Annotated in this window: 17 protein-coding genes; 8 read left to right on the top strand and 9 right to left on the bottom strand. The window is 41.2% G+C overall.

All coding sequences use genetic code 11. The annotated features are described in order from the left end of the window. Positions 1–52 precede the first annotated feature (52 nt). Positions 53–2,338, bottom strand: coding sequence for a sodium-translocating pyrophosphatase (locus ACRD64_RS08955; RefSeq protein WP_430932972.1), 2,286 nt, complete (start codon positions 2,336–2,338; stop codon positions 53–55). 332 nt (positions 2,339–2,670) lie between these two features. Here ACRD64_RS08955 and ACRD64_RS08950 point away from each other — a divergent pair, with 332 nt between their 5' ends. The 5 genes from ACRD64_RS08950 (at position 2,671) to ACRD64_RS08930 (ending at position 9,231) form a co-directional block, all read left to right on the top strand. After that, positions 2,671–3,864, top strand: coding sequence for a sodium:calcium antiporter (locus ACRD64_RS08950; protein WP_430932971.1), 1,194 nt, complete (start codon positions 2,671–2,673; stop codon positions 3,862–3,864). Positions 3,865–4,174: 310 nt separating this feature from the next. Next, positions 4,175–6,133 (top strand): DNA primase, encoded by a 1,959-nt coding sequence (dnaG, locus tag ACRD64_RS08945; protein WP_430932970.1) that lies wholly within the window; start codon positions 4,175–4,177, stop codon positions 6,131–6,133. A gap of 85 nt (positions 6,134–6,218) precedes the next feature. Continuing rightward, a complete protein-coding gene (locus tag ACRD64_RS08940; protein WP_430932969.1) occupies positions 6,219–6,722 on the top strand; it encodes a pyridoxamine 5'-phosphate oxidase family protein in 504 nt (167 codons plus the stop codon). A gap of 196 nt (positions 6,723–6,918) precedes the next feature. Further along, positions 6,919–8,151, top strand: a complete 1,233-nt coding sequence (locus ACRD64_RS08935) for a nucleoside recognition domain-containing protein (RefSeq protein ID WP_430932968.1) — start codon at positions 6,919–6,921, stop codon at positions 8,149–8,151. Positions 8,152–8,220: 69 nt separating this feature from the next. Next, on the top strand, positions 8,221–9,231 hold the full coding sequence (locus ACRD64_RS08930; RefSeq protein WP_430932967.1) for a hypothetical protein: 1,011 nt from the start codon (positions 8,221–8,223) through the stop codon (positions 9,229–9,231). A gap of 331 nt (positions 9,232–9,562) precedes the next feature. On the opposite strand, the gene cls is transcribed toward ACRD64_RS08930, so the two are convergent. Together cls and ribD are read right to left on the bottom strand one after the other, a co-directional pair. Then, complete coding sequence (gene cls, locus ACRD64_RS08925; protein ID WP_430932966.1) at positions 9,563–11,026, bottom strand: cardiolipin synthase; 1,464 nt, start codon at positions 11,024–11,026, stop codon at positions 9,563–9,565. A gap of 65 nt (positions 11,027–11,091) precedes the next feature. Further along, a complete protein-coding gene (ribD, locus tag ACRD64_RS08920) occupies positions 11,092–12,144 on the bottom strand; it encodes a bifunctional diaminohydroxyphosphoribosylaminopyrimidine deaminase/5-amino-6-(5-phosphoribosylamino)uracil reductase RibD (protein ID WP_430932965.1) in 1,053 nt (350 codons plus the stop codon). A 93-nt stretch (positions 12,145–12,237) separates the two neighbouring features. On the opposite strand from ribD, the gene prmC reads away from it, so the two are divergent. Continuing rightward, positions 12,238–13,092 (top strand): peptide chain release factor N(5)-glutamine methyltransferase, encoded by an 855-nt coding sequence (gene prmC, locus ACRD64_RS08915; protein ID WP_430932964.1) that lies wholly within the window; start codon positions 12,238–12,240, stop codon positions 13,090–13,092. Here prmC and ACRD64_RS08910 read toward each other — a convergent pair. Next, positions 13,089–13,670, bottom strand: coding sequence for an ACP phosphodiesterase (locus tag ACRD64_RS08910; protein WP_430932963.1), 582 nt, complete (start codon positions 13,668–13,670; stop codon positions 13,089–13,091). The two genes, prmC and ACRD64_RS08910, sit on opposite strands and share 4 nt — an antisense overlap. A gap of 263 nt (positions 13,671–13,933) precedes the next feature. Between ACRD64_RS08910 and ACRD64_RS08905 the strand changes: the two genes are divergently transcribed. Beyond that, a complete protein-coding gene (locus ACRD64_RS08905) occupies positions 13,934–15,259 on the top strand; it encodes a cyclic 2,3-diphosphoglycerate synthase (RefSeq protein ID WP_430932962.1) in 1,326 nt (441 codons plus the stop codon). Between the two features lie 1,689 nt (positions 15,260–16,948). Here ACRD64_RS08905 and ACRD64_RS08900 read toward each other — a convergent pair. From ACRD64_RS08900 to lpcA, 3 genes are all read right to left on the bottom strand, one after another. Beyond that, a complete protein-coding gene (locus ACRD64_RS08900; RefSeq protein WP_430932961.1) occupies positions 16,949–18,388 on the bottom strand; it encodes a DUF5723 family protein in 1,440 nt (479 codons plus the stop codon). Between the two features lie 4 nt (positions 18,389–18,392). Then, positions 18,393–19,001, bottom strand: coding sequence for a hypothetical protein (locus tag ACRD64_RS08895; RefSeq protein ID WP_430932960.1), 609 nt, complete (start codon positions 18,999–19,001; stop codon positions 18,393–18,395). 109 nt (positions 19,002–19,110) lie between these two features. Then, positions 19,111–19,689 carry a D-sedoheptulose 7-phosphate isomerase gene (gene lpcA / locus ACRD64_RS08890; protein WP_430932959.1) on the bottom strand — a complete coding sequence of 193 codons (579 nt, stop codon included), beginning with the start codon at positions 19,687–19,689 and terminating at the stop codon, positions 19,111–19,113. A gap of 88 nt (positions 19,690–19,777) precedes the next feature. Between lpcA and ACRD64_RS08885 the strand changes: the two genes are divergently transcribed. Then, positions 19,778–20,572 (top strand): ion transporter, encoded by a 795-nt coding sequence (locus tag ACRD64_RS08885; protein ID WP_430932958.1) that lies wholly within the window; start codon positions 19,778–19,780, stop codon positions 20,570–20,572. A 183-nt stretch (positions 20,573–20,755) separates the two neighbouring features. On the opposite strand, the gene ACRD64_RS08880 is transcribed toward ACRD64_RS08885, so the two are convergent. Together ACRD64_RS08880 and ACRD64_RS08875 are read right to left on the bottom strand one after the other, a co-directional pair. Beyond that, on the bottom strand, positions 20,756–21,250 hold the full coding sequence (locus ACRD64_RS08880) for a dihydrofolate reductase (protein WP_430932956.1): 495 nt from the start codon (positions 21,248–21,250) through the stop codon (positions 20,756–20,758). A gap of 16 nt (positions 21,251–21,266) precedes the next feature. Next, on the bottom strand, positions 21,267–22,061 hold the full coding sequence (locus ACRD64_RS08875; RefSeq protein WP_430932955.1) for a thymidylate synthase: 795 nt from the start codon (positions 22,059–22,061) through the stop codon (positions 21,267–21,269). Positions 22,062–22,256 lie beyond the last annotated feature (195 nt).

Below are 22,256 nucleotides of genomic sequence, written 5' to 3'. Positions count from 1 at the left end.
TGGGGTTCGATAAATATTTTTTAATAGCAGAAAAGCTATTGTATCTTAAGGTTTAGAAGATGGCATACGCTACGGTCAATCCGCTCATCACTACACTTACCATGGTCATTAATTTGATCAGGATATTTAATGAAGGGCCCGATGTATCTTTAAAGGGGTCACCCACGGTATCGCCAACCACACCGGCTTTGTGGGCTTCGCTACCTTTACCGCCATAGTTTCCTTTTTCGATGTATTTTTTAGCGTTATCCCATGCTCCACCAGCGTTATTCAGGAAGATAGCCAAAGTAAACCCCGTGGTTAATCCACCCATTAATAAACCAATAACACCAGCTACTCCAAATACGATTCCTACAACGATCGGAACAATAATGGCCAATAGCGATGGCAACAACATTTCGCGCTGGGCACCTTTAGTAGAGATAGCCACACATTTGGCATATTCGGGAGTTCCTGTTCCTTCCAGAATTCCTGGTATTTCCTTAAACTGGCGACGCACTTCGTCTACCATAGAGCCGGCTGCACGACCAACAGCTTTCATGGTCATGGCACAGAATACAAAGGCCATCATGGCACCAAGAAACAAACCGGCCAGTAACATTGGGTTGAATAATGATAAATCGTAGAATGTAGAAAAGTCTTTTAGGGTAGCTTCCGAGATAACAACGGCTTTAACGCCTTCCGCTACTTGAGTTGAAGCGTTCTCTACAAACTGAATCGAATTCTGAATCACTACTTCGCCTTCCTTTAAATCACGCTTCAGCCAAATTTTAATTTCTTCCATATAAGCGGCCATCAAGGCCATAGCTGTTAAGGCAGCAGAACCGATTGCAAATCCTTTACCAGTGGCAGCCGTTGTGTTTCCCAACATATCCAGGGCATCTGTTCTTTCGCGTACTTCTTTAGGAAGATTTGACATTTCAGCGTTGCCACCTGCATTATCGGCAATAGGACCAAAAGCATCCGTGGCCAGGGTAATTCCTAAAGTTGAAAGCATACCTACAGCAGCAAACCCGATTCCGTATACACCTTCGGCAAAATTACTGAAGCCACCCGCAAAACCGAAGGAAGCAATAATACCACCCACAATAGTTACCACGGGAATCCACGTTGAATACATACCTACAGCAACACCATCAATAATAGTGGTAGCAGGTCCCTGCTGTGCCTGCTTGGCTATACCTTGTGTTGGTTTGTACCCGTCGGATGTATAATATTCTGTAGCTTGTCCAATAATAACACCGGCAACAAGACCAGAAACAACTGAACCAAATATTCCCCACGAAATCCAATCCAGGGCAGCCATTCCCGCAATGGCGACCAGAATTAATACCGAACTACCTCCGGTACCTATCAATAATGAGTTCAAAAGACTTTTTGCAGTTGCATCTTCCTTGGTTTGAACCATAAAGATACCAATGATAGAAAGCACAATGCCAATAGCGGCCACTAACATTGGAGCAATTACTTTTCCTGACATATCCGCACCGGTATTGTTAACCGTTAAGGCGGCTCCCAATGCGGCGGTTGCTAAAATAGAACCACAATACGATTCGTAAAGGTCGGCACCCATACCGGCTACGTCACCAACGTTATCACCAACATTATCGGCTATGGTGGCCGGGTTGCGCGGATCATCCTCAGGGATTCCCGCTTCCACCTTACCCACAAGGTCGGCACCTACATCGGCAGCCTTGGTGTAAATGCCACCACCTACACGTGCAAACAGCGCCTGCGTGGAAGCACCCATTCCAAAGGTTAACATGGTAGCAGTAACCTCCATTAATTTTTGCGACTCTTCCATTCCTGCATGCACTAAGTCGAGGCCCATGAAGTGTAAACCGGCAGACATATGCTCGGCCGTATAAACTACCTTAGTTAACAGTACATACCAAAGCGAAATATCCAATAGCCCAAAACCTACCACAACCAGTCCCATTACGGCACCGCTTCGGAAAGCCACCTTAAGTCCTTTGTTCAAAGACTCGGAAGCACCTTGTGCCGTGCGTGCCGAAGCAAAAGTGGCGGTTTTCATTCCCAGGAAACCACAAAGCCCCGAGAAGAAACCCCCTGTTAAGAAAGCGATGGGGACAAACGGGTTTTGAACACCCATATAGGCAAGAATGGTAAGGATTACCAATAAAACAAGAAAAACAATTCCTACAACTTTATATTGTCGGGATAAATAAGCCATTGCACCATCTCTTACGTGTTGGGCGATTTCTTTCATCTTATCTGTCCCTTCGGAACTTTTCATCATGCTCTTAAAGAAGAGCCATGCAAACACCAATGCCACAACGGATGCGACTGGTATGATCCAAAATAATTGTGTAATCATAATAACAATAGATTTAATTTGTTTTTGATTTATATGAGTAAATTATTTTAATTACTTGCTAGTCAATTGAAATATGTAATCAGATAAAAATAAAAACTACAGCTCACGTTAGAGCCTTAAAGCTAATTTTTGGGTTAAACACCTATGGCTATAAGGGATTTTCAGGTGTTTGTATTTCGAATGCTCAATATAATAAAAATTAAACCGCTTTAGTCTAACAATCGGCATTTTAATGTAGATTGAATAAAGATTGGATATGAAATGCGGTTGTAAAAAAATAGTAAGAATTATAAAAGAGTATATTTGCCTTGGAAATTATTATTCTTTAGCTGATGGGGATTTACGAATTGTTTTTTCATACTTGGTATGGGGGTCTGGTGTTGATGATCATTTCATCTATTGTTATGGCTAAAGCTTGTGATGTATTTGAAGCTTCAACCGAATACTTGGGCAGAAATTTAAGCGAAGGTGTTAAGGGGGCAACTTTAAATGCGATTGGTTCTTCCATGCCGGAACTGCTTACTACTGTGTTTTTCTTAACCTTGGCCAGCCGTGCCAATTTAGGACGGGATTTGGCGGCAAGTGTGGGTGGCAATACCGGATCAGCCATTTTTAACAGTATTGTAATTCCCATGCTCGTCATTTGGATAGTTGTCGCTACGGTCGCTGGCGTAAAAGGGGTAAAGATTGCTAAAAAAGTGATTTTAAGGGATGGGCTATTTCTGATTGGAGCAGAGTTGGTTCTGTTGGTTCTTTTATCGAGTGACTATATAACCCAATGGCATGGTTGGGCATTTACGTTGTTTTATGTATTCTATTTGGCGTATACATTATTGTCGATGAAAAGAGACCAGCAAGGAAAGCCTGACCATCACTTTGAACCTGAAAACTGGTACACACGTTATCAATTAAAATATAAAAAAGGGAGAAGTATTCGCAGTTGGGTTCTATTGCTGGGCTCTACAGCTGTAATAGCCCTGGCTTGTGCCGGTTTGGTGGAGAGTTGTATCGGAATGGCCGATTCTATACATATAAACCCGCTGTTTATTGCTTTGGTGCTGGTGGCGGCTGCAAGCAGTGTCCCGGATACCATTATTTCAATCAAAGATGGTAAAAAGGGAAACTATGATGACGCACTCTCAAATGTGTTGGGGTCCAATATTTTTGATATTACAATTAGCATGGGTTTGCCTTTGGCCGTTTACCTCTTGGTTACTGGGTACAAAATCGATTTTCGGGAAGCTGGGCCAACCTTAATCGATATCCGTATTATGTTGGTTGTTGTGACGATTGTAACCATGGCCGTGTTTTATTTTTCCAAAGAACTGAAACGAATACATGTTTTTTACCTATTTGTTTTATACATAATCTTTATCCTATATGCCATAGGAGCGGCATCCTATGGAGCAGGGGGGGATGATATTTTAGCCCAATGGGCCGGACAATTTATCGACTTTTTGAATAAAGAAGGCGGAATCAACGAATCCCTTCAAAAAGTAGCGAATGGGATTACCTCAGGGTGGTAGAAGCTGTGCATTTTTAAAGGAAAAACACCACTGGATGTATCGACCGTAAACGAAGGACTACCCATCAATATCCGGGTGTAATCGAAACATTATTTGTAATGCGTTCAATAAGTTGAATTTGATTAATTGAAACAGAAATAATGACGTAAGCCTATGGAAACAATTAAAAACACTGCGTCACTTGATAACTTTGTAAACGCATTACTAATATTTATGATGCCTTGTTTATAACTCGGATACTATACCTCAGATATTTATCCAATCAATTCTTATCTTTGTGTTTCTCATTTTTTAGAAGGATAGGATTTTAATGATTGATCAAAGTACAGTTGATAGGGTAGTAGAAACTTCGCAAGCAAACATCGTAGATGTGGTGTCGGAGTTTGTGACGCTGCGAAGAAGAGGGGTTAATTATCTGGGCAACTGTCCGTTCCATAACGAGAAAACCCCGTCGTTTACGGTTTCCCCGCACAAAGGTATTTATAAATGCTTTGGTTGTGGAAAAGGTGGCAATGCGGTAAATTTTCTGATGGATGTGGAGCAAATTTCTTTTATCGATGCCATCAAACAGCTGGGCAAGAAATTTCATATCCATATCGAAGAGGTGGAGCTAAGCCCCGAGCAACAGCAGGTAAAAAATGACCGGGAGAGTATGATGGCCGTTTCAGTATTTGCCCAAAAATATTTTACCGACCAGTTGCTTAAATCCGACGAAGGACGTTCCGTAGGACTGTCTTACCTTCGCAGTCGCGGTTTCCGTGACGATATCATCCAGAAGTTCCAGCTGGGATATTCGCCCGAGGCCAAAAGCGCCTTGACAGATGAGGCACTGAAGAATAGTTATAAGCTGGAGTTTCTGGAAAAGACAGGTTTGACAATCGTCCGTGACAATTATAAAGCCGACCGGTTCAGGGGAAGGGTCATATTCCCTATCCACAGCATCTCAGGAAAACCGACCGCTTTTGGGGGACGGATTCTAAAAACGGATAAAAAAACAGCCAAATATCTGAACTCACCCGAGTCGGAGATTTACCACAAAAGTAAGATCCTGTATGGTATCTACCATGCCAAAACCGAGATTACAAAAAAAGACCGGTGTTTTTTGGTAGAAGGGTATACCGATGTGATTTCGTTTCATCAGGCAGGAATCCCCAATGTGGTGGCCTCATCTGGAACTGCGTTGACAGTTGACCAGATTAGGCTGATAGCGAGGTTTACACCAAATATCACTATTATTTACGATGGCGACCCTGCCGGTATCAAAGCCTCGTTGCGAGGGATCGATCTGGTATTGGAACAGGGCATGAACGTGAAGGTTCTGTTGCTCCCTGAGGGAGAAGATCCCGATTCGTTCTCCAAAAATCGAAGCGCCTCGGAATTACAGGCATACATAGCCGAAAACGAGGGTGACTTTATCAAGTTTAAAACGGGGTTGTTGTTAAAGGATGCAGAAAACGATCCGGTTAAACGAGCGGGTTTATTGCAGGATATCGTTAGAACCATTTCAATGATTCCTGAAGCCATTGTCAGGGGTGAGTATGTGAAGGAATGCAGTGCCCTAATGAATGTGACAGAGCAAGTGCTTTATAATGAAATTGGCAAGCTGACCAGAAAAAACAGGGAAGAGAAATATAAAAGTAATAACCGAAGTATTCAAGTTCCTGCGGCTGCGCCAATTGCAACAATAGGGAATCCTGCCTTTGCATCGCAAAACCCGTTTGAGGAGGAGGAAAAAGAACTGGTACGATTTATCATAAAATATGGCAATGCCAATATGATGGAGGCCGAGGAAGGACAAGAGGAAGAAGAAGAGATTACGGTTGGGGACTATATCTTGGCTCAATTGAAAGAGGATGAGTTAGAATGTGAAAACCCGTTGTACCACAAAATATTAAAATTGTACGAAGAAAATAAAGATAACGAGGGCTTTCAGGCCATTAAATTCTTTGTGAGTAACATGGAGCAGGATGTAAGTCGGTTAGCTACGGATTTGCTGAGCAAGGAATATACCTTAAGCAAGATTCACCAAAGGTTTGGGTCGGGTGATTTGGACGAGGGAACAATGTTGGATAAATTAGTTCCCAAAGTGATGAACGAACTAAAGCTGAAGAAAGTGAAATCGCTGATCGACAAGTACAGAAAGGAATTAAAATTAGCGGAGCAAAATAAGGATAGTGCGAAATTGATGGAAATAATGCAAACCATGGTTCGCTTGCAACAATTGCAATCCCTTTTGTCAAAAGAGCTTGGAAATAGGGCAATAGTTTAAGTAAATAATAAATATATAATCATTTTAAGATGGGGGATGCCAGATAATAAGGTCTCTTATCTCAAAGTCACTTATTAAGATAACAATGAAAACTGTAGAACATTTAAACAACGAAAGAATAGAAACCATCATCAGAAAATGCGATGTTTGTTTTATTGGTGTGGTGGATGGCGATAAGCCTTATGTGTTGCCCATGAACTTTGGCTTTAAGGACAACGTCATTTATTTGCACTCGGCTCCTGAAGGACGAATAATTGATATCTTGAATAAGAACAAAAATATTTGCGTTACATTTAGTACGGATCACGAACTGGCTTTTCAACATCCTGAGGTGGCCTGCAGTTATCGTATGAAATGCAAAAGTGTGATTGCTTGGGGAAAAGTTAAGTTCCAGGACGATTTCGAAAGGAAGGAAGAAGCCTTAAACATCATCATGGAACAATATTCAGAGAAGAAGTTTAAGTACTCAGGCCCCGCCATCCGTAACGTAAAAATATGGGAGGTACCTATCGACAATGTTACTTGTAAGGAGTTTGGCGCTCCGCACGAAAAGTACCGTGGCGATGATACCGTAAAAAGATCTCACTAACTTAAATTTATTGCATCCCTTAAAAAGAAGATGATGCATTAAGTATAGGTTTCGATCTGCAGCACAAAAAGTAATATATAGGCGTATCTTACGGCAATGGTTTTTTGTTTAGCTACCTGGTGATTTTATCATCGAATGGGTAAATAACTAAAACCCGTATTTGATCTCTAATGAATTATCTAATTGTCTAATTAATATGGTTTTAAATTACATTTGGATAGGTTTCTTTTTCATTGCATTTATTGTTGCATTGGCCAGGTTAATCTTCTTTGGTGATATGGAAGTATTCCCAAATTTGGTAAATGCTATTAATGAGGCTGCCAAATCAGGGTTCGAGATTTCATTGGGATTAACAGGAGTGCTCTCCTTATGGTTGGGATTGATGAAGGTTGGAGAAAAAGGGGGCATGGTCAACGTTATTTCCAGGTTAATCGCCCCGTTCTTTAACCGCCTGTTTCCATCCTTGCCCAAAAACCACCCGGCGTTTGGAACCATGATTATGAATCTATCTGCCAATATGCTCGGATTGGATAATGCCGCCACTCCAATGGGTTTAAAAGCCATGGAACAGTTGCAAAGGGAAAACAAAAACAAAGAATCTGCCAGCAACGCACAAATCATGTTTCTGGTGCTCAATACCTCCGGCCTGACTTTGATTCCCATTAGCATTATGGTGTATCGGGCACAATACAATGCTTTAAATCCGGCCGATATCTTTCTACCCATACTTTTGGCCACATTTTTTTCTACGCTGGCAGGTTTATTGGCCGTGTCCTATGTGCAGAAAATTCGCCTGGCCGATTCAATTATATTGACTTATCTGGGAGGGATGACCTTATTGGTGATAGGAACCATCTATGGTGTTTCGCTGATGGATAAGGAACAGGTTAAGCTGATATCCAACGTGGGAAGTAATTTTATACTTTTCTCCATTATGATTCTGTTTGTTGGGATGGCCACTTATAAAAAGGTAAATGTGTACGATGCTTTTGTGGAAGGGGCCAAGGAAGGATTTCAGATAGCCGTCAGAATTATTCCATTTTTGATAGCCATTTTGGTAGCTGTCAGCGTTTTCAGAGAAGTGGGAGCGATGGACTATGTCACCGATTTAATTAAAGTTTTGTGCCAATGGCTGGGCTTGGATACCCGTTTTGTGGATGCCTTGCCAACTGCTTTTATGAAACCCTTAAGCGGAAGTGGTGCCCGTGGGATGATGGTTGAAACATTTAATACATTTGGTGTGGATTCCTTTGCCGCCAAAATTGCTTCTACCGTGCAAGGAGCTACCGATACCACCTTTTACATTATTGCGGTTTATTTTGGTTCGGTGGGCATTAAAAACACACGCCATGCAATAGGTTGTGGTCTGATCGCAGATTTTGCGGGAATAATTGCTTCAATTGTGATTGGGTATATATTTTTTGCGTGATATGTGCTTGTTTAGATAACATGATAAACTTATTATCGTAACACATATGTTTATTTTACATTTGTTGCTATGCCTGTTATAGGAGATATATTAAAAAAAATATGGTGTTTTGTCGCTTTACTGGGCTGTATTGAAGCATTCGGACAACCGGTTAGCGCTGCTGATGATAAATTTTCATCGGCTAGTTTTAGTCTGGATTTTATGACCGATCACGATATTAACGGGCGTCTGAGTGTCTATAAAAATCAACCGACCCTCGCAGGTATGGTTGGCTACTACCATAAATCAGGTTTCGACATTTCTACATCTTATTCTAATATATGGAATTCAGATGAAAGAAACGAAAGTTCTACTCAATCGTTGGGTCTATCCCTGGGTTATAATATCGATTTTACGGAATGGTTAAGCGGTTCGGCCATGTACGGGCATTACTTTTACAGTCACGATTCCCATTCCTTACGTTCGGTCTATAAAAATTTAGTATCGGCAGGGCTTTACAGCGAAGTAGGTTGGTGGGTGACAGATGTCATGGCTGGGTATTACACAGGAAAGGTAGAGGAACTTTTTGTGGCATTTGAAACAGGAGCTACCATTCACTTCGATCATGTTTTTAAAAAAGGCAATTCCCTGTCATTCCAACCAATGGTTTCAGCGTATATGGGAGATATCAGCTATTATAATGTAGAGGCCTACACCTCGTATCTCTTTGCTTATCAATATGCCGAATTGTTCCCGGAAGCAACTACAGCTGAATTATCGGAGAGAATCGTTAAGCGATTGGTAAGATTGAATCAGGACAATACAAGCAGCCAACTCACCAATCAACAGAAAACCTTAATTACAAGATTAAGAAAGCTGAAGGCATTACCCGACGATTTGGTTCTGTGGGATTTATTCAAAGAACAAAAAAGTTTTAATTTCAACAATATTGGATTTACAATCCCTGCCTACTATTATTGGGGTGATTTTGTGATTAGTTTGGGATTCTCGGCATTTCGCCCGGTTAACCAACCCTCCTACATCGAAGTAAACTGGAGTGGCTATACCAACGTTGGGCTTACTTATTTTATAAGTTGGTAAAGGTATTGATAATTCGCTTTTAAAATCTGGCTAAATCCTGCTATTAGCGTATTGTTGCAAATAATAGAGGTTGCTGCGCAGTTCAATATTTTCTTTTATCCCATATTTTTTAAATTCCTATTGGTAGATCCCGGTACATGTAATTCGAGGTCGAAGTACCATTACGGATTTTGGGTATCAAGTTCTGGTGAAATCAAGGAATTCGTAATAATATTCTGGTGTTTTACTTCCGACTGCTGTGGCATCTTTCGCGCAGATGAACGCTGAGTTCCGCTGACTTTTTCTTCGAGACTCTGCGATTTTTTTCGGAACCCTGCGAGAAAGTAATAATTTACATCAAAGGGCTCAACAACCTGGCCAGCGATTCCTTTGCTTTTTGCTTGATGGGCCGTTTGCGCCACTCACTTAAAATTACCTCGTTACTTTCGGCAAAGTCCTCCATGAAAGATTCTTTTACCTCAAGCGCAAATTCCTTATCGTATACAAAAGCGGTGACTTCAAAATTCTGCTCAAAGCTTCTAAAATCCATGTTTGCCGAACCAACCGAGGCAATCATATCATCCGACACCATCGTTTTGCTATGGATAAACCCTTTCTGATAAAAATAAAATCTGACACCCGCCAGCATCATCTCTTTTAGGTACGACATGGAGGACAGTTTGGAAATATAGGCATCCGACTTTTCGGGAATAATGATCCGTACATCCACGCCGCCCATGGCAGCCGTTTTTAAGGCCATCAATACGCTTTCGTTAGGCATAAAGTACGGTGAAGTGATATACACATACCTTTTTGCCGTGGTGATAATCTTGAAAAAACCCATCATAATTGATGGCCAATCGGCATCTGGTCCGCTAGGACTAATCTGAACCAGTTTGTTGCCCATGGGTTCTTTGGCAGGAAAGTACTTTTGGTCCGAAAGTTCTACCTGGCTTACGAAATACCAATCGATGGAAAAAATAGTCTGCAAACTGTTGACTGCATCCCCTTCTACTTTAAGGTGGGTATCGCGCCAAATACCGTATTTAGGATTACCATGAATGTATCGGTCGGCCACGTTGATACCCCCCAAAAAACCGATCAAACCATCAATGATGACTATTTTTCTGTGGTTACGATAATTCAGTTTGCTGGTAAACGTAGGAAAGCGGACGGTCAAAAAAGAGAATATCTCCAAACCAGCTTCCCTTAGTTGCTGAAAATCCTTTCTTTTAAATTCCCACGAGCCCACGTCATCTATAATTACGCGCACCTCAACACCTTCCTGCGCTTTTCGCACCAGCAGGTCTATAATTTTTTTCCCGATCTCATCCTTTTCCAGGATGTAGTATTGCAGATGAATAAAATGTTTGGCCTTTTCAAGATCTTCAATCAGTGCTTTAAATTTGTCATCCCCATTGTTCAGCAGTTTCACTTTATTACCCGCCGTCATCACCGAATGGCTGTTGTTCAGTTGAAGTTGAATAATTTGCTTTTTCTCATCTAAGATTTCGTCGTTCAGTCCGTAGAATTGAGAAAGATCCTTGGTTTGAATACTGGCAGTCTGCAGAAGAAAATCGTGATTTTTAAGCCCTTTGCGGCTAATAATTTTTTGCTTACGCAGGTTTTGCCCAAAAAATACATACAGCACCACACCCAACAAGGGCAACAACAACAACACCAATATCCACGAAAGCGATTTTAACGGGCTACGATTTTCGAGCACCATTACCCCAATCACCAAAAGAATTGAAACGGCATAAGATGTTACAATCAAAGAATATAGCAAAGAATCCCAATTTTCGGTCCACCACATAATAAACAGGTACGGTATATAAAATGAATAATCTTAAAAATAAGTTTATTTGTGATTATTACCGATTATTTTGCGGAGAAATTTCTCATATATTGCAATCTGCTATTCCCAACCTCTTCTTCCGAAATGGGTAATGCCTTTAACTTCGGCGCTTCAACACCCGCTTTAAAGATCTTATTTCCGATAAAAACACGGGCCTCATCCCACAGGTTAGCATCTATAAAACTTTCCAATATCTGTTTGCCCCCTTCTATAATCACGGATTGAAGGTGCTTGCTGTGAAGCTCGGTTAAAATTTGAGGTACGATGTTTTGGTCAAAATCGATGTTTACAAATCTTATTTTCGCCGATTCTTCTTTATGAACCGAAGTAAATACGATGGTTTCCACTTCTCCATTTAAAATATGATGGGTTTGTGGAACCCTACCCATCCTGTCCACCAATATTCTAACCGGGCTATTTCCCGACCATTCGCGTGTTGTCAGCGATGGATTATCTTTGATCGCCGTATTTGTTCCCACCAGGATGGCCTGCTCCTCGCTTCTCCATTTGTGCACCAGCTTTTTGGCTATCTCATTGGTGATCCATGTGGGCTGGCCATAATTTTCCTTGTCTCTATCGATATCAATAAAGCCGTCGAGTGTTTGTGCCCATTTTAAAATTACATAAGGGCGTTGTTTCTCGTGAAAAGTAAAAAAACGTTTGTTCAGTTCCCTGCTTTCATCTTTCAATACACCAACCTTCACATCCGCACCCGCTTCGCGCAACATTTCAATTCCTTTTCCTGCCACTTCCGAAAAAGTATCGGTACATCCAACCACTACTTTAGGGATACCACTTTCCTTTATCAGCAACGAACAAGGTGGTGTTTTGCCATAATGAGCGCAGGGTTCCAGGTTAACGTAAAGTGTGGATGCTCTTAGCAGGCTTTTATCTTTCACCGAGTTTATGGCATTAACCTCGGCATGTGGCTCGCCGGCCCGATGATGAAACCCTTCTCCAACAATACGTCCGTTATGCACAATGACAGATCCAACCATGGGATTGGAATAGGTATTGCCAAGTCCGATTTTAGCCAACTGGAGGCAACGTTGCATATATTTATTATCGGTATCCATTTGTAAATGCTTGATTAGAAATAAGAGGCTTATGCTTAATCTTCTGCAAAAATGGTTAATTTTGCGCCACTACAAAAATTATACTTGCAATTCATGGAGTTTACCAACATCAAACAGGTATCTGCACATTTTAAAAATAGCTTAGAGGGTATTTATCCTCAAGAGGAAATCAGGAATTTTATATGGATAATTTTTGAGCACCTCCTGGGTTTTTCAAAAGTAGATATCATGATGAAGGAAGAGCATGTGTTGGACGCTAACCAACAGCAATTCTGCAAAAATGTATTGGACAAGCTACAACAACATGTGCCCATCCAGCACCTCATAGGTGCCACTGAGTTCTATGGCCTGCCGTTTCATGTGAACAAACATGTGTTAATTCCACGTCCCGAAACCGAAGAGCTGGTGAAATGGATACTTGACGATAATCACCTTTCCATGCCCAAAATACTGGATATTGGCACTGGTACGGGATGTATCCCCATCTCCTTGAAAAAGAATTTACCCAATGCGGAAGTGGACGCCTGGGATATCTCGCCCGAAGCGTTGATGGTTGCACAAGGCAATGCAAACCTAAATCAGGTTGAAATCAGTTTTCAGTTAATCGACGCTCTTAACCCTACTATTGACAAAAAACACCATTACGATATTATCGTCAGCAACCCACCTTATATCCGGGCATTGGAAAAAGAATTGATGCAGGACAATGTTTTAAAACACGAACCGCATCTAGCGCTGTTTGTAGAAGATAAGGATCCGTTGCTGTTTTATCGTTCCATTGGCAAACTGGCAAAGAACATGCTTAAGTCTAACGGTTTGTTATATTTCGAGATCAATGAAGCATTGGGCAAAGAAACCTGTGCGCTGCTCCAGCAATTAGGGTTTAAATGGGTTGAATTACGTAAAGATCTGTTTGGGAAAGACCGAATGATAAAAGCCGGGATTTAGGCCTGAAGTTCAACCTTTACCATCTTTTGCACATCATCAAAAAAATGGGTGAACTCATCGAGCAACGCATCATACTGTTCGGTCATCACTTTCACGGCACATTCCGATTTTGCCGGCAATGAGCTATAGTTGGCCATAATAGCCAGCGATGTTTCAATTCCCCATATATACTTGTAGTTCTCTAACCTTCTGCTTTTTATTAGAAACGGTAAAAATCCCTTTACCCTGTTAGGAAGCGAAAAGTAATGACGAAAAAAATAGGCATGCACTTGATTGACATACTGGTGGAGAGGGACCGACGAGTATTTTTCCCAATTATGCGCCAGGTAATGATCGTATATCACATCAATCACCACGGAGGCATAACGTTGATAACAGGGTTTAAACCGTGCAGTGCTTTGTTTTACAATTTCATGGCTATCGGTAAAAGCATCAATGGTACGATGCAACCTGATCCCTTTCTGAATTTCAGGAGAGAACCGTTCCAGTTGATTTCCCTTTACATAATCGCCTATAAAATTGCCGATCATCAAAGGTCCTGGTTCGCCCGATAAATATATGTGTGCCAAAAAATTCATTGCGTAAAGTTAGGAATATAGCCGGGGAAATAACATACACCTCAAAATTTGACAAACAAAACTTTCGTCAACCTATCGGGCAAATTTGTCTATTATAATGACAAATTTGGGATAAATTCATTTACTTTATACATTAAATAAAACCAACTAATGAAACCGACATGGCCGCCTGTCAGCAGCAGGCAGGAAGCAAATAATATCATCATACCAAGGATTGAATTAATATGCCCTGGGTTATCGCGGTTTTTCCAAATGTTAGACCAATGAAAAATGTTATCATTTTAGGAGCCGCGGGACGCGATTTCCATAACTTCAACGTATATTTTAAAAACAACCATAGTTACAAGGTGGTAGCTTTTACCGCTACACAAATCCCTGATATTTCCAATAGAAACTATCCTATCGAACTCACAGGTAAGCACTATCCGTACGGGATACCCATTAAGGAAGAGGCCGATTTGCCTTATCTTATTAAAAAGTTTAATGTAGATGTTTGTGTGTTCTCCTACAGCGATATCTCCTATCAGCGTATAATGAGCCTGGCCTCTGTGGTTCAGGCTGCCGGTGCAGATTTCAGGGTACTTGGCCCTAACAACACCATGCTAAAAAGTTTAAAACCCGTTATTGCGGTTTGTGCCACACGAACCGGGTGCGGTAAGAGCCAGACTTCGCGCAAGGTAATTGATTATTTAATGAGCCGCGGTAAAAAGGTAGTGGCTATACGTCACCCCATGCCATACGGCAACCTGAAAGAACAGATAGTACAACGATACGCAACGCTTACGGATCTGCGAAAACACAAATGCACCATTGAGGAAATGGAAGAATACGAGCCGCACATCATGAACGGTAATGTAATTTATTCCGGTGTGGATTACCACGATATTTTAAAGGAAGCGGAAGATGACGACAAGGGGTGCGATGTGATTGTTTGGGATGGCGGGAATAATGATATGCCTTTCTATAAGCCTGATTTAATGATTACCGTGACTGATCCCCACCGGGTAGGACATGAAAAAAGCTATTATCCCAGCGAGGTGAATGTTCGCCTGTCGGACGTGGTTATCATCAACAAGATAGATAGTGCTGACGCTGCTGATGTACTTCAGCTTCGCAGAAACATCAAGGAAATTAATCCCAACGCCATCATAATTGATGCTGCATCGCCTATTGAAGTAGAAAATCCGAATATAATTGAAGGCAAAAAAGTTTTGGTGATTGAAGATGGCCCAACCCTTACACATGGCGAAATGAAATTAGGGGCAGGAGTTATAGCGTGTGAAAAATGTGGAGCCGCCGAAATAATGGACCCCAAGGAGTATGCCGTAGGCAAGATAAAAGAAACTTATGAAAGTTATCCGGGAATAGGCAAAGTTCTGCCTGCAATGGGTTATAGTAACGAACAAATAAGTGATCTGCAGGAAACGATTAAAAACACCCCTTGCGACTCGGTGGTAATTGCGACTCCGATAGACTTAACGAGGGTGCTTAAAATAGAAAAGCCGCATACGCGTGTTCATTATTCGCTGCAGGAGATTGGTAGGCCAACTTTAGGCGATGTTTTAGATGACTTTATAAATATAGTATAGGGATAACTTACGACTCACCGGCATTTTAATATACCCTGTATTAGTATTTTACACAGGGTAAACTGCAGAACATACGGACTAGAGCCCTGTAGCACAGAGATTCCTGTCCCCACACCTCCATCCGGCGGCCGCAGCCTTGTGTCCCCAGTAAAAGCTTTGGTGACTCGTGGTTGGTGAAGGGCTCAGTAGAGTACTCCCCTTCGGAAAAGGGGAGAGTCAAGTACTAATGACAGATCTCGGATTATATGAGAACGAAACGTATAAAACCACCTCCCGGTTCGTACCTCACCGTACTCCTCCTTTTTAAGGAGGAGAGCTGATTCACCAGACTCATAACGATTTACGGGCATTCACCCTTGGCTTGACGGCTATGCTCTGCAACAGGCAGGCATCGAATGCCACATGAATAAATAATTAGTGGCTATAAGAAAAGGCAACAATTCTCTTTTAAAAACCCTCTAACTCTCCCGAATACGAGTTCGGGACAGGCTCTAAAGGGAGAACCAGAAATCCCCATAGACAGCTAATTCCCCTTTAGGGGTTAGAGGTAATCACTAAGGAGAATTTAGAATTGAGAGTTTTCTTAGATGCACTAAATTATAATGAGATCATCACAATTTACCCGCAATTTATTTTTTAATCAATCCGCAACCCTGTCTTCCGACAGCAGGCGTTATGCGGTATTGTTCCAACGCATGAACACCGTGGGTGTTTCGGCATTTTAGAATACGTGGCACGGTTGCGAAGTTTACCGCGTAGCGGTTACGGCATGTTCTGTCCCGCCTTAGCAGGAGAGGTGTCATTATGGGTGAGTTCTGTCTGCAACCATAACTCCTCCAGCCGGAGGGGCTCCCTATTCAAATTCGGGGTTCCCCGGTCTTACTGAGACCCTGCTTTGTATCTAATGAGATTTTTCCGGAGACCGTTCCTCTCAAATGAAAAATTTTTTTTGAAAAAATATCGTTAACATGTTATCAATAGTTGTCCAGTAAGCGCCTAATGACAGATCTCGGATTATATGAGAACGAATCGTATAAAACCACCTCCCGGTTCGTACCTCACCGTACTCCTCCTTCTTAAGGAGGAGAGCTGATTCACTAGACTCATAACGATTTACGGGCATTCACCCTTGGCTTGACGGCTATGCTCTGCAACAGGCAGGCATCGAATGCCACATGAATAAATAATTAGTGGCTATAAGAAAAGGCAACAATTCTCTTTTAAAAACCCTCTAACTCTCCCGAATACGAGTTCGGGACAGGCTCTAAAGGGAGAACCAGAAATCCCCATAGAGAACTAATTCCCCTTTAGGGGTTAGAGGTAATCACTAAGGAGAATTTAGAATTGAGAGTTTTCTTAGATGCACTAAATTATAATGAGATCATCACAATTTACCCACAATTTATTTTTTAATCAATCCGCAACCCTGTCTTTCGACAGCAGGCGTTATGCGGTATTGTTCCAACGCATGAACACCGTGCGTGTTCCGGCATTTTAGAATACGTGGCACGGTTGCGAAGTTTACCGCGTAGCGGTTACGGCATGTTCTGTCCCGCCTTAGCAGGAGAGGTGTCATTATGGGCGAGGTCTGTCTGCAACCATAACTTCTCCAGCCGGAGGGTCTAATGAGATTTTTCAGCAGGTAGATATGCACAAATGAAAAGTAATTATGGACAGATCTACTGCGAACTACCTTCTCTTTCTTTTTTTCCTGCTTTTAATGGCACTGTATGGATCACCAACACAAGGCAAAGCTCTTATGCCATTATCCTTGCCAAAATTTTTCCTCTCTCTTCCACAACCCAACAGCATGCTAATCCCAAAACGCAGGTTAACATTTTTCGCATTCATCAAATTAAAGAAAGCAGGAACGTTATCACTCACCGCATGAATATGAAAAATTCCAAACTGTGCACCTATCCCTGCTCCAATATTATTAAATTGTCTGTTTTGCAGGGTATATGACAAGCTGCCGTAAATATTCTTTGCGATCATCGTATTCCCGGAAAAAGTGAGCGATGGGTGAAATCTGTTCCTGTAGAGTTCTGTGTGGAAAACAGCACCCACATTTAGCCAGGGGTTTATATAACGGCTTATTCCCAAATACAAGGCCGGCAGGATGGGTGAAGAATAGGCTTCCGCAGCCACTTCAGGATTAAAAACTTCCAACAAGGAATCTGTGACGGCATCCAGGTTACCCAGTCCATCCTCTATCGCTTCGAACGTAATATCCATGGAGCCTGAACTTTCCAACGCGTAAGCATCCGATTTCCAGTTTATATATCCCATATCCAATAAACTTCCCGACAAGGTGGTGTTTTCATTAAGTTCGTAGATAAAGCCCAAATCAACACCATATCCTCCGTTTTCCCTGTTCATTAAATAATCTCCTGTTTTTACATTATCTCTCTCAACCATTTCATCCAGTTTTCCATCGGTATGCGTTGTAACATCCACCGGTAAGGACATGTTTCCTTCCATGGAACTGGCAACGTAGGTTTCAAAAGATATAGCATCGGTATATAAACTCATCCGGGCAGGTTTAGTATATATATTGGCTTTTCCGAACAAAAATTTTAACCGGATACCCAAACTGAGGCGTTTGCTAATTTCCCTGGCCCATCCCAGTGCATATTCCCTGTAATGTATCGCGTTTACACGTGTTCCGTTCAGGTTGGTCAGTTGCCCTTCGAATTGCGTATTCCCACCATGAATCAACCGAAGCGCATTTTTATTCAAAGTGCTATATGTGTTCACTTTTTCGTTTACGCCTATCGTGAAATAGTTCTGCTTGTATTTATATCCTGCAGACAGCAGCGAGAGATGCGTTTCTGTGGCAATCATTTCTTTGTTACTCATGTTTGAAATAGCATCATCCAGTTCAAACCTTAACGAGTCGCCACTTGAGGAAACGAGGATGTCGCTTAATGCAAACCCGGTTGAATAAGCATTGACATGGGTGGACCCAATGCCCGGAAAACCCACAAAGAGCTTACAGTCGATTGGCACGGCCGGATTAACGATATTAGCTTGCGGAAGCTCGTGCATCAAGAACAAAGTGTTGTTCTGCTGCCCATTTAAATGACAAGAAATCCAGGATAAAAGTATAGCGAAGTAAACGTTCCTCATCAGCTTAAAGTTCTTCTACCGGCACAGTCTCAACCGACCTCAATGCAATATTAACATCTATACTATATTCATCCATTCTTTCCCGCACAACCTCTCTAAGATCAATTTCTTTAATCAAAACCCGTACATATACGAACTTAGTATCTATTAATGATGGAATATCCTCTTTTGAAAACCATTGATCAATTAATAAGTATGACTTGCTAGTTATGTCGCCTGCTTCGTTAAGGGTAGGAGCTTCCATTTCTAAAGGTAAATCACTAAGTGCAGGTATCGTGCTGCTCTCTGACTCATCTAAAAACAACATGGTCATTTTTTCTAACTTACCCGGAAAATTATTAGTGATCTCAAACCTGAGCATGATGCTGTCAATATATTCAGGATGCGGATATCTATCTGAAAAGTTGAAATCGGCAGTTGTTGTATGCACTACTCCCCAGCCACCTGAATTAATATAGTCATCCACCAGGCCTAATATCCCAACATAGTTGTCAGCAGTAATCTTTTTCGAACTTAACGGTAATGATATTTTACCATTCCATTCATAGTCCGAAGATATTTTACTCAGGTCTTCCTTTATACATCCTTGCAATAACAAACAAAGGGTAGCCATGAACAAAGAATTAATTAAACTTTTGAAAATCATACCTGGTGCAATTTATAAATGCCACTTAACTAATAACAAACATTTTGTAGTTCTAGTATGTTCGTAAGTCTAAAAATCATTTAAAATATTCCATCTCAATATATTGAATAAAGGAGTGGATTATTTGAATATGTAACTCTTGAATACGGTCGGAATAGCCAGAATGGGGAATGCGTAACTCTACATCGCAATTATCTTTTAGTTTGCCTCCACTCTTGCCTGTTAGCGCAATTACTTTCATCCCATTTTTTTGGGCTTCCTTTGCCGCCTTTAAAACATTGGCCGAATTGCCGCTTGTGCTGATACCGAGCAACACATCTCCCGGCTTGCCTACCGCCTCCACATATCTCGAAAAAATAGAGTCAAAGCCATAGTCGTTTCCAACACAGGTAATATGTGTAGGATCCGATATTGAAACCGCGGCCAAACCTTTCCTATCCTCTCTAAATCGTCCGCTTAGCTCCTCGGCAAAATGCATGGCATCACTCATGGACCCGCCGTTACCACACGAGATTATTTTTCCTCCATTCTTCAGGCAATCCACCATTATATCGCCTGCAGATTTCATGTTCTCCCAGTTGTTGTCATCACCAATAAAATCGTCTAATAAACCCCTGGCTTCCTTAAAATTGCTTTTTATGCTTTCAATACTCATTAATGTTGCTATTTTTGGTAAATATACGATGTGATTTTGTTATGGGAAATAATTACAGTCAAAGAATATAGATTTTTAATATGCATAGATGAAACAAAAGTTATACGACATCATATTTGAGGCAGATACCAAAGCGGGTAAATTATTCGATATCACTTTAATTGTTCTGATTCTTTTAAGTGTTGCAAGTGTAATGTTGGAAAGCCTTGAGGATCAATCGGAAGCGTTTTACCATCGCTTGGCTGTACTGGAATGGATAGTGACATTTGTTTTTTTGGCTGAATACGTGATACGATTGTGGGTTGTTCGAAAAACCCTTAAATATGCGCTCAGTTTTTATGGGATTATTGACTTTCTGTCTATCATACCTACTTTTTTAGGTTTGATATTTAGTGGAACACACATGCTCGTGGTTTTACGAGCTTTACGATTACTAAGGATTTTTAGGGTACTTAAGCTAACAAGATATATAAACGAAGCCTCCCAGCTTTGGAAAGCACTGATGGCCAGCCGAAATAAGATTGGCGTTTTCTTATTTACCATTCTTATCCTGGTGGTTATTTTAGGAACACTCATGTATATCATCGAATCAAACGAGGGCAGTGGTTTTACCAGTATTCCCATCAGTATCTATTGGGCCATCGTTACCCTAACCACGGTTGGATACGGCGATATAGCTCCTATAACCGCCCTGGGCCAAACGCTGGCTAGCATAGTTATGATTATGGGTTATGCCATAATAGCCGTACCTACAGGTATAGTTACTGCCGAGCTTACCCGTAAACGGGACATTGACACCACCACGCAGGTATGCCCATCGTGCTTGCAGGAAGGACATGATAAAGATGCCAGATACTGCAAGTTTTGCGGGGAAAAGTTATAAAAACAAAAAAGCACCAAAACATGACTTCTTGTATCATATTTTAATGCTGCATTTAATGGTTACTCAACAGTAAATTAGTTTTTGGTCATTAGCTTCATTGTAAGTCCCTCCGGTAGTAATTTGCTTTTAGGTGTTTGGATGTCACCTCGCTTCAAATGATAACTAGGGTGAATGCAATCTAATTTATTTCTTTTCTAATTCTAAAAAGGTGTAGTTAAAGTCGTTTTGGTTATCATCCGTCACTTCTTCCCTGTACGTTTCTTTCCATTCAGACTCATTAAAATCCGGAAAAAAAGTGTCCGCATCGTTAAAATACTGATCGATGAGCGTAAGGTAAAGCTTGCTTGCTTTAGGTAAAAAGGTTTCATATATGGTAGCTCCACCAATTACAAACACCTCTTTTTCCTCCTTGCAAAGTTCAAGGGCTGCATCCGGTGAGTGAACCACTTCAGCCCCTTCAAGCTTTAAGGCTTCGTTTCTTGAAATCACGATATTTCTGCGATTTGGCAATGCACCATTAGGCAAAGAGTCGAATGTTTTTCGGCCCATAATAATAGTGTGACTTGTTGTAAGTGCCTTAAACCTTTTTAAATCGCTAGGAATATATGCTAACAAATCGTTGTTTTGGCCTATAGAGTTTAATTTGGCTATGGCCACAATCATTGAAATTTTTGTCATTGGCTAAATATTTATTTTACACGGAGATAGCTCCTTTAATATGTGGATGGGGGTCGTAATTACTTAAGGTGAAATCTTCGTACTTAAATTCATCAATATGTTTTATATCAGGGTTCAGTGTCATAGTCGGTAAATGCCTTGTATCACGAGAAACCTGCAATTTTACCTGTTCCAAATGGTTGTTGTAGATATGCACGTCTCCTAACGTGTGCACAAAATCACCCAATTCCAAACCAGTTACTTGTGCTACCATCATGGTTAACAACGCATAGGATGCAATGTTGAACGGAACCCCTAAAAATAAATCTGCACTGCGCTGGTACAATTGACATGATAGCTTACCATCAGCTACGTAAAACTGAAACAGAATATGACATGGGGGTAATTGCATCTCGTCCAACTGACCCACATTCCATGCACTCACAATATGACGACGGGAATCAGGGTTGCTTTTGATAGACTCTAGTACCTGCTTAATCTGATCGACATATTTACCGTTCGCCATGGGCCACGATCGCCATTGATAACCATAAATAGGTCCCAGTTCACCATCCTGCTTCGCCCATTCGTTCCAGATACGAACCCCATTATCCTGCAAGTATTTAACATTGGTACTTCCTTTTAAGAACCAGATAAGTTCGTGGATAATTGATTTCAGGTGAAGTTTTTTGGTCGTCACCAAAGGAAAGCCTTCTTGTAAATTAAACCTCATTTGATGCCCAAAGACACTGGTGGTTCCTGTTCCTGTTCTGTCTCCTTTTAATACGCCTTCATCCAACACTCGTTGGCACAAATCAAGATATTGTCGCATAGTCTTTTACCAAATTTTGCAAGCACGCAAAGTACTGTTTTTTTTATGAGTGACAAAATTAAAAAATTATTTTAGTCTTAATTATTTCACGCTGAAAGTTTCTTTCAGAGTTCTGCAGATGAAAACGCAAAGTCTCGCGGAATATCAGTTAAGAAATCAGCGTAACTCCGCGCATACGTCAGTGCCAATCTCCTA

Source organism: Saccharicrinis sp. 156 (genome assembly GCF_050589685.1).
Taxonomy (GTDB): Bacteria; Bacteroidota; Bacteroidia; order Bacteroidales; family Marinilabiliaceae; genus Saccharicrinis.
This window is presented reverse-complemented; position numbering and strand designations above follow the sequence as displayed.